This window comes from Paramicrobacterium salitolerans, from assembly GCF_051513965.1.
Taxonomy (GTDB): Bacteria; Actinomycetota; Actinomycetes; order Actinomycetales; family Microbacteriaceae; genus Paramicrobacterium.
Window position 1 is genome coordinate 2,176,165 of sequence record NZ_CP195847.1, and the last position, 14,863, is coordinate 2,191,027.

A 14,863-nucleotide genomic window follows, 5' to 3' on the forward strand; every position below is an offset into this window, starting at 1 on the left:
CTCCCTCGAAGATTCTCCGCAGGTCCGCGGTGCGGGCTGCGCCGCTACTAAAGCGATATAGTTCATAGTATGACACACGACGAGATCAATGTCGCGGCCCGTCAGGGAGGACCGACGACCGCGGTCGCCGCGCGTCAGGGTGCCGGCTTCTCCTCTCCCGAGGCGTATCTGCTCGAGCAGAGTCAGACCTCGCCGACCCGCTGGGTGATCCCCGAACTCACCGGCCATCAGGTCGCGGCGGGTGACGAGCTCTCGTGGGTCTGGTTTCCCGAACGCTCGCTTCCGACCGGTGCCGAGCACCCGAACGTCGACGACCTCGAGACCTTCTGGGCTGCGACCGCTTTCACCCTCGATCTCGTCTTCGACGACGGAACGCGCCTCTCCGATTCAGCACTCGATCAATACGGCATCCCCCTCACCCCCGAGGCGCAGGAGGACGCCCGCATGCAGTGGGTCGACCAGTGGAACCGTCGGCGGGTCGACCTGACGCACGTCGCCGGTCGACGCATCGCGTGTGTCGAGGCATCCCTCGGTCGCACCGACGGCCCGCAGACACGGCCCGCTCGCGGCTGGCTGGACGACGTGCGCGTTGTGCCAGCACGTCCACGCGCCACTGAGCCCCTCGACCTCGTGCGCACAACCCGTGGAACACACTCGTCCGGCACGTTCTCGCGGGGCAACAACGCGCCGCTCGTCGCAGTCCCGCACGGCGGCGTCTTCGGGCTCCCCATGACCGATGCCTCAGACGCGCGTTGGCCCTACAGCTACGCCGCGCACAACCGCGCCTCCGATGCCCGACCGGCGCTGCAGGCGTTCGCGACCTCGCACATCCCCTCTCCGTGGATGGGCGACCGCGGAGTCTTCCAGATCATGCCGAGCCCGGAGCCGGTGCCGGACACCGATCGCACCGCGCGCGCCCTCGCGTTCGACCACGATGACGAGAGGGACGCTCCGCACGAGTACGCCGTCTCGCTCGAGCACGGTGTGACGGCATCCCTCACCGCTGGTGAGTTCGCGCTCGGTCTGCGCTTCACGTTCTCCGGTGAGCGCGGTTCGATCATCCTCGACCACCACGGCACGGTCTCTGACACGACGATCACCCTCGAGGACGACGTCGCCACCGTGACGACACTGCTCGACGACCGCGAGAACACGCCACCGCAGTACGTTCATCTGCGTGTGCACGGCGCACTCGACGACAAGACGACCATCGCAGACGGGCGACTCGGCGGCTGGATCACCGTGGACGGCACCGCGCCCGTCGACGTGCTGATAGGGGTGTCGACGGTGTCACCAGAGGATGCCGTGGCGAACCTGCACGCCGCGGGCAGCTACGACCGGATGCGCGACGCCTGCCGCGAACAGTGGCGCGACGTGCTCGGAACGCTCGAGGTCGAGGGCGCGAGCCACGACCAGCTGACCTCGCTCTACTCGGGGCTCTACCGCCTCTTCCTCTACCCGAACGTCGCGAGCGAGACCGCGCGCGACGGCGTTCCGCGCACGCGCTCCCCGTATGGGCAGGTGCTGCGCGAGCCGATTCGCACATCGGGCGACGAGATCGTCGAGGGACCGTACACGACGACGAACGGGTTCTGGGACACCTACCGCACTGCATGGCCGCTGCTCGCGCTTCTCACGCCGCAGCGCGCGGGTGAGCTGGCGTCGGGCTTCGTTCAGCACTTCCTCGACGGAGGCTGGACGCCCCGGTGGAGCGCACCGGGCGCCGAAGACGTCATGACCGGCACGACGAGCGACACCGTGTTCGCCGATCTGCTGGCGAAGCGGGTGCCGGGACTCGACCTCGAGACGGCGTACCGCAGCGCGCTGAAGAACGCGACAGTTCCAGCATCCGATCACCGCGTCGGCCGCAAGGGCATGCGTCCCGGTGCCTTCCGCGGCTACGTCTCGACGGAGACCGGCGAGGGCATGTCGTGGACGCTCGACGCGGCCATCAATGACTGGGCCCTGGCGGTGATGGCGAGGATGCTTCGCGACCGCTGCGCTCTCGAGTCCGACGAGCGCGAGCGCTACGACGCCGAGGCCGAGTGGTTCGCGCGCCGCTCGCTGCAGTACCGATCGGTGTTCAATTCTGAGGTCGGGTTCTTTGTGGGACGGCGACCGGACGGCTCGTGGCGTGTGCCGGCATCCGATTTCGACCCCGCCGAATGGGGCTATGACTACACCGAGACGAACGCGTGGGGAACGATGTTCACCGTTCCTCACGACGGCGCGGGCATCGTCCGGCTGCATGGCGGTGAGGAGGGTATGCGCGCTGCGCTGACCCGGTTCTTCGCGGAGCGTGAGACCGGTGCTGCAGACAGATCGGGCTCCTACGGCTTCGCCATCCACGAGATGACGGAGGCACGCGACATCCGCATGGGTATGCTCGGCATGTCGAATCAGCCGGCGCACCACATCCCGTTCATGCCGATGGTCGCGGGTGACCACGACCACTCCCACCGGGTCGTGCGTGAGTGCCTGCAGCGCCTGTTCGTCGGGTCGGACCTCGGGCAGGGCTACCCCGGCGATGAAGACAACGGCGAGATGAGCGCGTGGTACGTCTTCGCCACGATCGGGCTGTATCCGCTCGCGCCCGCGACAGGGAGCTACGTGCTCGTGCCGCCGTCTGTCCGTCGGACGGTGCTGCGGCCTTCCAACGGCGAGGCCACTGTGATCGAGGTCGCCGGCCCGTCGATGGGGCCGTATATCGCCTCAGTCGAGATCGACGGGGAGCCCTGGACCGAGATCGCTCTGCCGCACGAGGTTCTCACGCGAGGCTCGCACATCGTGTTCACGCTCTCTGATGAGCCGTGCGGCTGGGGCTCGGCGTCGCGACCGGCGTCTGCGTCGGAGATCCACGGGTTCGACGCGATGCCCGTCGACGTCCTCCCGCCCGAGGCCTCACCCCTCACCGACGATTCGGGAGAGACTCGAGTGGAGCTCGCAGCCGGTGAGAGCGTCGAGATTCCGGTCGGCGAGACGACGGCATCCCTCTACACCCTCACGTCCGCGAGGGTGGGTGAGTTCGGCTGGACGCTTGAGCTTCTCGATTCTGGAGGGGATGCCGTGGCCGTCGACGCGCGCACGGGCGAATGCTTCGAGTGGGCCGAGCAGACCCGCGTGTTCCGGCTTGCGGAAGCTGTGCCCGGGGGCACTCTGCGTCTGACGGCATCCACTCCGCTCGTGCTCACGCAGGTGGAGCTCATCGCTCGCGACTGATGCGCGGCGGCGACGTGCTCTCGCGGACGGCGAGCGTCGATGTCGGTCCGGGGATGCTCTCGATGGGTTCCGTGCTCTCGATCTGCTGAAGCAGTCTGGAGGCGGCCAGTTCGCCCAGTTCGAATGTGTCACGAGAGAGGCACGTGATCGACGGACTCACCAGACCCGCCATCACGGAGTCGTCGAACGACGCGATCGACAGCTCCGTCGGAACCGATACGCCCATCTCCAGGGCGACCCGCAGTCCGGACACAGCCATGACATCGTTATCGAACACGATCGCGGTGGGAACCGAACGTCCGCTCAGCAGCTGCCGGGTGACCGTCGCTGCGCGCCCCGCGGAGAAGTCCGTGAATGTGATGTTCGAAGTCACGCCATCCTCGGCGAGCGAACGCAGAACCTCGGCGCGGAGCCGAGTGTGCTCGAACTCCTCGGGACCCGCGACGTAGTCGATGTGTCGGTGTCCGAGGGCATACAGATAGTCGAAGACGATGTGAGCCGCAGCTGCGTCGTCCATCCAGACCGCGGGCGGACGACCTGCTTCGGCGGGATGACTGCCGATCACGATCGCTGGAAGCCGAAGCTGCGAGATCAGATCGAGTCGCGGATCGTCTTCGCGCGGGTCGAGCACGATCACACCGTCGACCTGCTTGGAGCTGTGCCACGCCCGGTACGTTGCCACTTCGTCGTCGAAGTCGCGGACGACTCGCATCTGCATCGCGGCACCACTGGCTGTGAGGCCAGACTGGATGCCGGAGATGAGGTCCGTGAAGAATGCCTCGGCCCCGAGGCTGCGCGCCGGACGTTCGACGACGAGCCCGATCACACCGACATGCGAGCCGACGAGCGCCCGTGCCGCAGAGTTTGGCACCCACCCGTGCTCGTCTGCGATCGCGAGGATGCGCTTTCGGGTCGCGTCGCTCACTCCGGGTCTGTTGTTGAGCGCGAAAGAGACCGCTCCCGGCGAGACCCCTGCGAGTCTCGCGATGTCAGCGATCGTGATGCGTTTATTGGGTACCATGTCAGGAATCACTATATCGATTTAGTCTCGACTGAGGAGCCCCACATGCACGATGAGACCTCACTCACCGTCGGCCGCGTGACCCGCGTGCTGACTGAACGCGTCATTCCTGCAATCTACTCGACGTCGCACGCTCTCACCGTGCAGGCACACCAACTGGCGGGTGAGCCGATCGCTCCCGCGGAGGGCATCGCCCTCGATTACGAGCCCTTCGAGGTCGGAAGTGAGTGGGGCCCGGCCTGGGGAACGACCTGGTTCCATCTCACAGGCGAGGTTCCCGAGGCGTGGGCCGGACGCCCCGTCGAGGTGCGCGTGGACCTCGGTTTCGACAAGAACATGCCGGGCTTCCAGTGTGAGGCTCTCGTGTACCGCGCCGACGGCTCCCCGGTGAAGAGCATCAACCCGCGCAACCAGTGGGTGCCGGTCACCGACTCTGCGGAGGGCGGCGAGGTCATCGACCTGTACCTCGAGGCCGCGTCCAACCCTGTGCTGCTCGACTACCACCCCTTCCTGCCGACCCAGGAGGGCGACATCCTCACCTCGTCGCCGCGCAAGCTGTACCGCACGCGCCGCATGGAGCTCGCGGTCTTCGAGCCCGAGGTCTTCGAGCTCTCGCTCGACCTCGAGGTGCTGCTCGAGCTGCAGGCGCAGCTTCCCGAGACCGCACCCCGTCGCCTCCGCATCCTTCAGGCGCTCGACAACGCTCTCGATCGGCTCGACCTGCAGCACATCGTGGAGACGGCATCCGAGTCCCGCGCCCAGCTGCGCGATGTGCTCGACTCGCCCGCCGAGGCGAGCAGCCACCGCATCGCGGCCATCGGCCACGCGCACATCGACTCCGCGTGGCTCTGGCCGGTGCGTGAGACGATCCGCAAGGTCGCTCGCACGACGTCCTCGATGACCGAGCTCATCGAGCGTGACCCTGACTTTCTGTATGGAATGTCGAGTGCTCAGCAGTACGAGTGGATCAAAGAGCACCGTCCCGAGGTGTTCGCACGTGTGAAGGACGCCGTTGAGAAGGGGCGCTTCCTCCCCCTCGGCGGCATGTGGGTCGAGTCGGACACGGTCATGCCGACCGGTGAGTCGCTCGCGCGTCAGTTCGCGTACGGGCAGCGCTTCTTCGAGAAGGAGTTCGGCATTCGTTCCAAGGGGGTGTGGCTGCCCGACAGCTTCGGCTACTCTCCTGCGCTGCCGCAGCTCATGCGCCGTGCGGGTTTCGAATGGTTCTTCACGCAGAAGATCTCGTGGAATCAGCGCAATGTGTTCCCCCACCACTCCTTCCTCTGGGAGGGCATTGACGGGTCACGCATGTTCACGCACTTCCCTCCAATGGACACCTACAACTCGCAGCTCTCCGGCGAAGAGGTCGCGAAGGCGACGCGCCAGTTCAAGGAGAACCGTGTGGCGACGCAGTCGATTGCGCCGGTGGGCTGGGGCGACGGCGGCGGCGGAACGACCCGCGAGATGACCGGCAAGGCCCGTCGTATGGAGAACCTCGAGGGCAGTGCGCGCGTCGAGTGGCAGCATCCTGACGACTTCTTCGATTCTGCGAAGGCCGAGCTGGTCGACCCCGCCGTGTGGGTCGGAGAACTCTACCTCGAGCTGCACCGGGGCACCCTCACGAGCCAGCACGCGACGAAGGCCGGAAACCGCCGTGCGGAGCAGGCGCTCATCGAGGCCGAGCTCTGGGCGGCATCCGCTGCTGTTCGTGAGGGCTTCGCGTATCCGTATGCGGAGTTCGACCGCCTCTGGAAGCTGCTTCTTCTGCAGCAGTTCCATGACATTCTGCCGGGCACATCGATCGCCTGGGTACACCGCGAGGCTGCTGCGACGTTCGCATCGATCGTCGCTGGTGCCGAGGCGATCTCGGCCGAGGCTCGCGCAGCGCTTGTCGGTGAGGGCGACCGGGCCATCGTGTTCAGCCCAGTCTCGGTGGCCGGCCCTGCCCCGCTGGGTGCCGCTGTCGCACCGGAGCTCGAGCCCGAGACCAGCCTGACCGACGCCGACGGTGGCTTCGTCCTCGAGAACACCCTCGTCACCGTCACGATCTCGAGCGAGGGCCTCATCACCTCGGCGGTCGACAAGGCCACCGGCCGTGACGCGATCGCACCGGGACAGGAGGCGAATCTCTTCCAGATGCACCAGGACTTCCCGAACATGTGGGACGCCTGGGACATCGACCGCTTCTACCGCAATCGTGTGGACGACCTGCGCGATGCCGACTCGCTTTCGGCACGTGTGGTCGGCGGAACGGCGGAGGTCACGGTGGACCGCAGCTTCTCGGCATCCGCTCTGCGTCAGACCATCTCGCTCGCACCCGACTCACGGACGGTCGAGCTGCGCACCGAGATCGATTGGAACGAGACCGAGAAGCTGCTGAAGCTCGCGTTCCCGCTCGACGTTCAGGCAGCGAGCACGGAGGCTGAGACGCAGTTCGGATTCCACGCGCGTCCGACGCACGTGAACACGAGCTGGGAGGCCGCCAAGTTCGAGACCTCGATGCACCGCTTCGTGCTGGTGCGTGAGCCGGACTTCGGTGTTGCACTCGTGAACGACTCGATCTACGGGTACGACACGACGAGAGATTCGACGGATGCCGGTGTCACGACGACCGTGCGCCTGTCGCTGCTCCGTGCGCCGCGGTTCCCCGACCCCGAGACGGACCACGGCACACACGTCATCACGACGGGTCTCGTAATCGGAGCTGACCCGGAGATCGCTACGGCTGCGGGCATCACGATGAATGCGCCTGCGACGGTCGTGACCGGTGGAAACGAGGTGCAGCCGCTCGTGTCTGTGTCGGGTGACGGTGTCATCGTGTCGAGTGTCAAGCTCGCGGCGGACCAGTCGGGAGACGTCATCGTGCGTGTCTACGAGTCACGTGGGCGTCGTGCAACGGGACGTCTCGAGGTCGGTTTCGAGCACGCTGGCATCCGTGAGGTGTCGCTCATCGAAGACGAGCTGGAGAGCCCGCGGACCGGAGCCGAATTCGCACTCACTCCGTTTGAGGTGCGTACGCTGCGGATCGCCTCGAAGTAGGCGAAGCGTCAGCTCACACCGAGCCCAACGTTCGAAGCGCGCCGTCCCGCTGTGGGGCGGCGCGCTTTGCGTCAACGCGTCAACGCATCAACGCATCAACGCTTCAACCCAGTGTCATGAGGGTTCGGGAGTGGCGGACGTGGCGGAACATTGTCGGGCAGTGGCATGACATTGTCCTTGTCTTCCGTTGTCTCGGCTGGTTCCTGCCGCGGCTCCGTCTCCGGACGAGCATCCTTCTGGCCTTGTGTCGCTGGGCGGGCTGAATCGACGTCCGCAACCTGTCCGACGGGCGCGACGATGCCAGGCAGCTGCGCCTGACTCTGCGCGTGCGTCTCGAGTAGCGCCGCGAGGAATCGCACGAACATGGAGATCCACCCGAACAGCACCCCGAATGCAATGAGTTCGAACGAGGTCAACGGCAGGTAGCCGATGCCGTGATACAGCCAGGTCGCGAGAACCAGAACGGCGAGGAAGCCCAGCGTCGCCAGGAAGAACTGCCACGGCATACCGCGCAGAAGCAGCGGTGAGACCAACATGAGGATGCCGAAGAACACGGTCAGTGCGATCGCAAAGCTGTTGTGGATGACGACGCTGACGTTGACGGGGACGAATCCGATTCCGGCGAGTGCGAACCCCATCGCGATGAAGAGAGCGGAGACGACCGGCGGTGACCACCGGTAGCGGATCACTCCGGCATCGTGGAGGTTGCGGATGTCACGGTCGACGTACAGAGCGAACGTGGTGACGAGCACTCCCGCGACGATGAGCACGGCGTTGAAGCTGATGCTCGGGCGGTCGCCGAGGGCACCGAGATGGCTGATGTGGTAGCGCCACCAGATCGGGTCGGTCGACGTCGCCATGCTGGCCAGGATGCCGACGCCGACGAACAGGAACATCCGCTGTGACAGCGACACCGTCGTCAGTTTCGACACGGCGAGGTAGAGGATGTATGCCGCGAATCCTGTCGCGATGGCGCAGCCGATCGCTGCGTCGATGTGGTCGATCGAGAGACGTCGGAACGCCAGCTGCACGACAAACATGAGGATGGCTGTGGCGAGCGCTCCCAGTGCTGTGTGCACGACGGCGACGACGATGGCGTCGAGCGTGAACTTCCACGACGGCAGTTCGAGACGCCACTGCTGTCCGGGCAGACGTCGTGAGCGCCAGTAGCCGATGACGGCCGAGACCGTTCCGAGAACACTGACGCTGACGACGGCGACCATGCCGATCGACCAATGGTTCCAGTCCCAGTCCGACCAGATCGGAACGGACGTGCTGCCGAAGACGATGAGAGCGAAGCCTGCGCCAAGAAGGGCAGCGACGACGCCGGCGACGAGTGCCTCGACTTCGACGGTGATGCCGCGTTCCTTCTCGCGTCGAGTCAGAGGTGCCCCGGGGCGTGCGGAACGACGAAGAGCGGACATCACAGGTCAAGTGTAGGGAAGACCACCGACTGATCTCACACGAGGTTCACACGTGTCAGACGATGCGACCGACGCTCGCGAGCGCCATGCGCAGCATCGTGCCGCGACCGCCTTCCATCTCACGTGCGACAGCGTCTGACTGCGCTTCGTCTGGCGTCATCCACGTGAGTTCGAGAGCATCCTGTCGTGGATCGCATGTGCCTGTGACAGGCACCACATATGCGAGGGAGACGGCATGCTGGCGTTCGTCAGTGAACGATGACAGGCCCGGCATCGGAAAGTACTCGGCCACAGTGAATGGAACGGGGGATGCCGGCAGAAGCGGAAACGCCATGGGGCCGAGGTCCTTCTCAAGGTGGCGGAACAGAGCGTCACGGAGGGTCTCCCCGTAGAGGACGCGCCCTGACACCAGAGTTCGAGTCATCTGTCCGGTCGCGGTGGCTCGGAGAAGCACACCGACCTCCGTGACGACGCCCATGCCATCGACGCGGACAGGGACGGCCTCGACGTACAGAAGCGGAAGGCGCTGTCTGATCTGCTCGAGTTCGATATCGCTCAGCCAGCCTGGTGCTGTCGGACCCCGAGGCTCTTCGGGCTGGTCTGGGTCTGGAGTGCGAACGGCCATGCTCCATTGTTGCAATGCTCTCCTCAAGACGCTGTCAGAGCACGCCGGTAGGCTGGCTTCCACCCTCATGACCGATGTTTCGCCTTATCTCTCCGGGGAGGATGTGCGCTATGAGCCTCGCTCTCGATGCCGATGCTGTGATCTGGTCTGCTTCAGAAGCGGATCGAGAGGGCCGTCCGCTGCTCGTGCTCATGCACGGCTTCGGTTCACACGAGGGAGATCTGTTCGGGCTCGCTCCGTCGTTGCCTCTCGAACCCGTCATCGCTGCGGTGCGTGCGCCGCTTGCGGCTCCGTGGCCATTGGACGGCTGGGCGTGGTTTCCCCGCGATGAACAGTCTTCTCCGCAGGCATCCGATGTGAATGCTGCGGCGGATGCCGTCATCGACTGGCTCGATGGACTCAGTGTGACTCCAACCTCGGTCGGGCTCATGGGCTTCTCGCAGGGTGGGGCGATGGTGGTGCAGTTGATGAGGCGGAGTCCGGAGCGCTTTGACTATGGCGTCGTCATGTCTGGGTTCGTCACGGAGGGTGAGGAGCCTGGCGATCTGACGCTCGAAGAGAGCAGACCGCCGATCTTCTGGGGTCGTGGCACACATGACGAGGTGATTCCCGAGTCAGCGATCGTGCGGACAACCGATTGGCTGCCGTCGCACTCGACGCTTTCAGGTCGTATCTATGAGGGCCTCGGGCACGGCATCAATCAGCAGGCAGCTGCGGACATTCGCGTGTTCATTGAGCGACAGCTGACCCACGACAGCTGACTCACGACAGCTGACAAGCGACAGCTGACAAGTAGAAGCTGACCCACGGCAGCCGGCGCGCATCTGGCACAAAGGGCCCGTTTGCTAGTTCTCGTGTGAGTGAAAGACCGGAACGGTCTGCTCTCCTGATGCTCGTGTGGCGAGCACAATTGCCATAACGCCGAGCAGCAGGGGTGCTGCCATCGTGACCAAACCGACAACGCTGCTAATTGCGAACAGTGTGTTCTGTGCATCCGCACCCCCTGCATTGCCGTGCAGCACGAAGACCTGAGTGGTGACGATCTGCAGTGCATTGACGGCAGCGATTGCCACGAGTGTCCATCCAGGAAGTGTGTTCCATGGGCGAGGCACGACGGCGACACGAGCGATCTGCACAACCGCGATCAATGCGAGTGCGCCGCGAGCTGCCAGACCGATCAGGGTCAGGAGGCTGAGGAGCTCTATCTGCACGATTCCGGCGAGCTGTCCTTCGAAAACATGCAGAACACTGAACACGCCCAAACCGATAAGTGCGAATGTGCCGAGTGGCTTTCGAGCGGTGACGCTTGCTTCGGATTTGAGGCCGATGGCGAAGACGACCAGAGCTGCAGCGAAGAGAAGCACGCTCACGATGTGCAGGTAAGGCACTTCGGGGCGGCCAGAATTCAGGAGTCCGGAGAGGATCAGGAGAATGCCTCCCAGCATCCACGTGTTTTTCACGCGTCCTGAAACCTCTCGCGAAGATGGCGTCGGTCCGTCCGAATCTACTCCTTCTCTCTCGCTCATGCAGTCAGTCTATGGCGCATTTGCGACTATTTTCCACGCTCCCGATGGTGATTGAAAACTCGAGGTAGTGCCTGAAGATGTCGCCTGTCGTATCCACACAGGAGTTATCCCCAACTCGAACAGATATTCGAATAATGTCGGTGGCTGGTGGCAAGATATGGGTATGGACGAATTCATTGAGAACCGGGATGGAGTGAATGGCGACGGCCAGCTGCAGCCGTCTGCTGAACCGCCACCTCCTCGTCACGATCAGCCTGTTTCAGCTGGCGACTCGACAGGCGACTCTGCAACCTCGTCGACCATTGAGGGCGAACCGGAATCTGTATCGCTGCACGAAGACGAGTCAGAGAGTGCTTCAAGCGAAGAGAGTGCTTCAGAAGCTGAGGCTGAAACTGAGACTGAGGCGCAATCCCAACCGGTGACTGAGGCAGAAGCTAAACGAGACACAGGAGCAAACTCAGACGCCGACACAGACACAGACACAGACACAGGAGCAAACTCAGACGCCGACACAGACACAAGCTCAGACGCTGACGCAGACGCAGAAACGGCACCACAGCCCCTGTCTCCCCGCGATGCGTTGTCTGAGATGGTCTCGGTGCTCGAGGCAGAGCATGCCGTTCAGGCCGCATTCGATGCGCAGCAACTCGGACATATGTACGAACTTCTGCAGACCTCTCTGCGAAATGCGCATGTCTTCGTGAGCTCAAAGGAATCACCTTCGAAGGCTGAGGAGTGGGTTCGTCGATCGCTGACGCTCGAGCTCTCTGCGGCACTGCGTCTCTCGGAGCGAAAGGTCGCGGCGATGCTGAATGATGCGGAGGCTCTCTGTGAGCGCTTCCCATCCACATTGGAGACGCTCGCGCGAGGGGCGATCTCTTATCAGCATGCGAAGACGATGATCAGTGAGTCGATCGGCCTGAATGATGAAGAGCGAGTGTCGTATGAAGAGCAGGCGCTTGAGGCTGCACAGCAAACTACGCCTCCGCAGTTCAAGAAGGCGGCAATCAACATTCGAGAACGACTGAACCCTGAAACCGCGGTCGAGCGTAAGAAGAAAGCTGTCGAAGAGAGGCACGTTGAAACCTGGCACGCTCCGGATGGCATGGGATGGCTGGCTCTGTATGGTCCGATCGAGGTCGTTGAGAGTGTTCATGCTGCAGCTCGCAACACAGCGCAGTCGTTGAAGGCCGCAGGAGATGAACGCACCAAGGCGCAAATCGCTGCCGATGCGGTCATTGATGCCTTGATGGCCGGATTCACTGGTTGCGGTTCTCGTGTCGCTGCGGATGGGACGAGTTCGGTTCCGGGAGATTCCACAAACGGTGGGGCTACGTCGGTTGGTTCAGATATTCGACTTGGTGCGATTCGGCCGACGGTCAATGTGACGGTTCCGGTTCAGACGCTGATGGGTCTGAGTGATGAGCCCGGCAAGCTCGACGGGTATGGTCCGATCGATCCTGAGACGGCCCGTCGGCTGGCTGTGCAGACTCCGACATTCACACGGTTGCTGACGGATCCAGAATCGGGTGCTGTTCTCTCGGTCGGTCGCAAGCGTTACACAGTGCCGGCAGATCTCAGACGTGCTGTCGAGATTCGTGATGAAACCTGTATCGGGATCGGCTGCAATCGGACTGCGACGACATGTGAGATGGATCACACGCTGGACTGGCAGTACGGAGGCGAAACGAGTTATGACAATCTCGATTCACTTTGCAGGAGTCACCACTTGGTCAGGCACAATACGACGTGGCAGATCCATATGATGCAAGACGGAGAGTTTGTGTGGACGTCACCGTTGGGTCGACGCTATGTGATTCGCCCAAACGATCGTCCTGGTTTTGCACCGGTGGCTGAGTCGCCTGATTCAGAATCGCCGCGAGAAGAACGATCGGCTGATGCTGTTGAGGATGATGGTGAGGTGCCTTTCTAGAAGGCTGGACATCTAGAGCTACTCGGTGATCACGTGAGGCTACATAAGCTCAGCCAGCCGGTTGAGCTCGAAAGCGATCACTTATTTGCTCGCTCCGGGTGTGAGCAGATCGTCTGATCCTGCGTTTGGTCGATCTCGTCGATCAGAAGTTCAGATTTGTGGTCGATCCAGACCATGACAATTGCTGAGCCCACAAATTTCGGTCGGTCGTCCGGCGTGACATTTGCAGCAGACTGATCGTAAAACTGGATGTCGCTGAGGTCTCTGCACACGGCCAGTGTCAGCGATGCAGTGTCGGGATTGTAGTTCGCCAGACTCTCGTTGAAGAAAGCGGTGTCCCCTCTTATGTAGATTCCATCGTCCGAGAGAGAGGGCTCTTGGGAGTACTCACTCCAATAGCCCTCTGTGAGGAAGTGCTTAAGCGTTTCTCTCTCGCTCATCCCTTTCATGTACTCGTCATATGCGGTGTTGAACTGTCGGTACAAAGCGACAGCAGTATGAAGTGCTTCATCTTCAGTAGGAAAGCCTGCTGTCGCGGTAGGTTCCGGAGATTGCCCAGGTACTTCGCGTGCACAGCCCGTGAACATGAGGAGACCGCTGAGAACTACTGCCAGGGCCGACAACCGCTTACGTCTTTGTGAACGCATTGAATAGGTAGAGGCTTGTTTTATCAGCATCCGGGTCCGGATGGGTTTTTGGTGCATTCTTCATCGACGATGACGGAGTCTGCTGTTGTCGCGATTGCGGTGATGGTTTCGGCATCAGCGGTGAGAGTACCGGTGACGGGGAACCATTCTCCGTTGCCGGCTCTGAGCTCGACGCTGTAATCCACACTGAGACTGATCGTGTACGTCCCCTTCTCCGTGAACGTGTGGCTCGTGTCCGTCGCGGTGAACTCCTTCACATCAAGCTCATCCCACGATGCCCCTGCTGTGCTGGTGCTGGTGGATGTGCCATCTCCCCACGACCAGTGGAAACTCGTTGGGGTGAACCGAACAGTCACGGCCGTGTCGAACAGTTCACCGGTTTCGGTGTTGATGTCTGCGTCGGCATAGAAATTGGCAGGCAGACCGATGATCATCCACCCGTTCGGTTCCATAGAAACATCGACGTGCTCAGGGCTGAACGACGCCAGATCAGAGATCGTGATCGGATCGCGACTATCCCCGCACATGTCAAGGAGCTCGCAATTGATGTCGAGATCATGCGAATCATCAGAGCGGCCCTCATCAGCACCACCATCCCCAGAACCACCATCAGATCCGCCGTTCCCGCCGCCGCGGCTATCCTCACCCGGGACGTGCTTCTCGCTGCCTACCTGAAGTGAGTCGTCATTAGGTTCGGCGCAGCCAAACATGCCTGAACCGAATTCACCACATGTCGCGCCCGCCGCCGCGAATGGTTGGCTGAACGGGCCGGCCAAAACAAGAATGGCCGCAATGGCGAGCGCGCAGATCGGTCTCATCGTGAACAAGAAACGTCGTCTGGAATTACTGCCGTGTCCGAGACCAAAAGGACGTCGTCGTCTGCCGCTACAAAGGAAACCTTGTACGGGAATCGGTATTGTCGGTTCTCGGGCGAGGCATCCGCACCAGCCTCATCCAGGACTTTGACGCTCGAAACGTCGCGACAGAGCTTGATGACAACTTCTTTTGCGTTCTTGTCGAGCGATACAAGCGACGCGGTATCAAAAGTGCTTGACCCTTCAGTGTGGATTCCTTGCTCCACAAAGCTCGTGTCAGAAGACACGTACTCATAGAACTCGTCGGTGACGAATTCTTCAATTCCGGAGAAGTCAGCCTCGCCAGATGCAGTGATCGCTTCATAAGCTGCTGTGTATTTCTGATAGACGCTGAGGGCGGCTTGGAGGGCTGCCTCTTCGCTGGAGAAGATGGCCGTCTTCGTTGGGGTCGGCGTTGGCTTCGGCTCTTCTTTCGCACAACCTGTCGCCAGAAGCGCCACACTCAAGAACATTGCGAAGATCGACAGCAGCCGTCGTCGTCTCGAAATCGCCATACCTGCCAGCGTAGAAAACCTACGAGCTTCACATAAAAGTTATCCACAACTACATTCGCC

At 62.5% G+C, this 14,863-nt stretch carries 11 protein-coding genes; 4 read left to right on the forward strand and 7 right to left on the reverse strand.

The genetic code is table 11. The features are described 5' to 3' along the window. The first annotated feature begins 69 nt into the window (after positions 1-69). Positions 70-3,219, forward strand: a complete 3,150-nt coding sequence (locus ACSAGD_RS10395; protein ID WP_437582662.1) for a GH92 family glycosyl hydrolase — start codon at positions 70-72, stop codon at positions 3,217-3,219. Here the strand turns inward: ACSAGD_RS10395 and ACSAGD_RS10400 are convergent. After that, positions 3,203-4,240, reverse strand: coding sequence for a LacI family DNA-binding transcriptional regulator (locus tag ACSAGD_RS10400; protein WP_437582663.1), 1,038 nt, complete (start codon positions 4,238-4,240; stop codon positions 3,203-3,205). The genes ACSAGD_RS10395 and ACSAGD_RS10400 overlap by 17 nt on opposite strands. A gap of 45 nt (positions 4,241-4,285) precedes the next feature. On the opposite strand from ACSAGD_RS10400, the gene ACSAGD_RS10405 reads away from it, so the two are divergent. Further along, the gene (locus tag ACSAGD_RS10405) at positions 4,286-7,279 is read left to right on the forward strand and encodes an alpha-mannosidase (RefSeq protein ID WP_437582664.1); all 2,994 of its coding nucleotides are present in this window, start codon (positions 4,286-4,288) and stop codon (positions 7,277-7,279) included. Between the two features lie 95 nt (positions 7,280-7,374). On the opposite strand, the gene ACSAGD_RS10410 is transcribed toward ACSAGD_RS10405, so the two are convergent. After that, positions 7,375-8,703: a DUF998 domain-containing protein gene (locus ACSAGD_RS10410; RefSeq protein WP_437585161.1), complete on the reverse strand. Its 1,329-nt coding sequence runs from the start codon at positions 8,701-8,703 to the stop codon at positions 7,375-7,377. A gap of 55 nt (positions 8,704-8,758) precedes the next feature. Then, entirely contained in the window at positions 8,759-9,328 is a 570-nt protein-coding gene (locus tag ACSAGD_RS10415; protein ID WP_437582665.1) for an NUDIX hydrolase family protein, read from the reverse strand. A gap of 110 nt (positions 9,329-9,438) precedes the next feature. On the opposite strand from ACSAGD_RS10415, the gene ACSAGD_RS10420 reads away from it, so the two are divergent. Beyond that, positions 9,439-10,089, forward strand: coding sequence for an alpha/beta hydrolase (locus ACSAGD_RS10420; protein ID WP_437582666.1), 651 nt, complete (start codon positions 9,439-9,441; stop codon positions 10,087-10,089). A gap of 84 nt (positions 10,090-10,173) precedes the next feature. Here the strand turns inward: ACSAGD_RS10420 and ACSAGD_RS10425 are convergent, their stop codons facing one another. Continuing rightward, positions 10,174-10,854, reverse strand: coding sequence for a hypothetical protein (locus ACSAGD_RS10425; RefSeq protein ID WP_437582667.1), 681 nt, complete (start codon positions 10,852-10,854; stop codon positions 10,174-10,176). Between the two features lie 163 nt (positions 10,855-11,017). Between ACSAGD_RS10425 and ACSAGD_RS10430 the strand changes: the two genes are divergently transcribed. Beyond that, entirely contained in the window at positions 11,018-12,787 is a 1,770-nt protein-coding gene (locus ACSAGD_RS10430) for a DUF222 domain-containing protein (protein WP_437582668.1), read from the forward strand. A gap of 77 nt (positions 12,788-12,864) precedes the next feature. Here ACSAGD_RS10430 and ACSAGD_RS10435 read toward each other — a convergent pair whose 3' ends face one another. Genes ACSAGD_RS10435 through ACSAGD_RS10445 form a run of 3 tightly spaced genes read right to left on the reverse strand, consistent with a single transcriptional unit; the run spans position 12,865 to position 14,803 of the window. Continuing rightward, a complete protein-coding gene (locus tag ACSAGD_RS10435) occupies positions 12,865-13,410 on the reverse strand; it encodes a hypothetical protein (RefSeq protein ID WP_437582669.1) in 546 nt (181 codons plus the stop codon). Positions 13,411-13,457: 47 nt separating this feature from the next. Next, on the reverse strand, positions 13,458-14,252 hold the full coding sequence (locus ACSAGD_RS10440) for a hypothetical protein (protein ID WP_437582670.1): 795 nt from the start codon (positions 14,250-14,252) through the stop codon (positions 13,458-13,460). Continuing rightward, a complete protein-coding gene (locus ACSAGD_RS10445) occupies positions 14,249-14,803 on the reverse strand; it encodes a hypothetical protein (RefSeq protein ID WP_437582671.1) in 555 nt (184 codons plus the stop codon). The genes ACSAGD_RS10440 and ACSAGD_RS10445 overlap by 4 nt, the downstream gene beginning before the upstream one ends. Positions 14,804-14,863 lie beyond the last annotated feature (60 nt).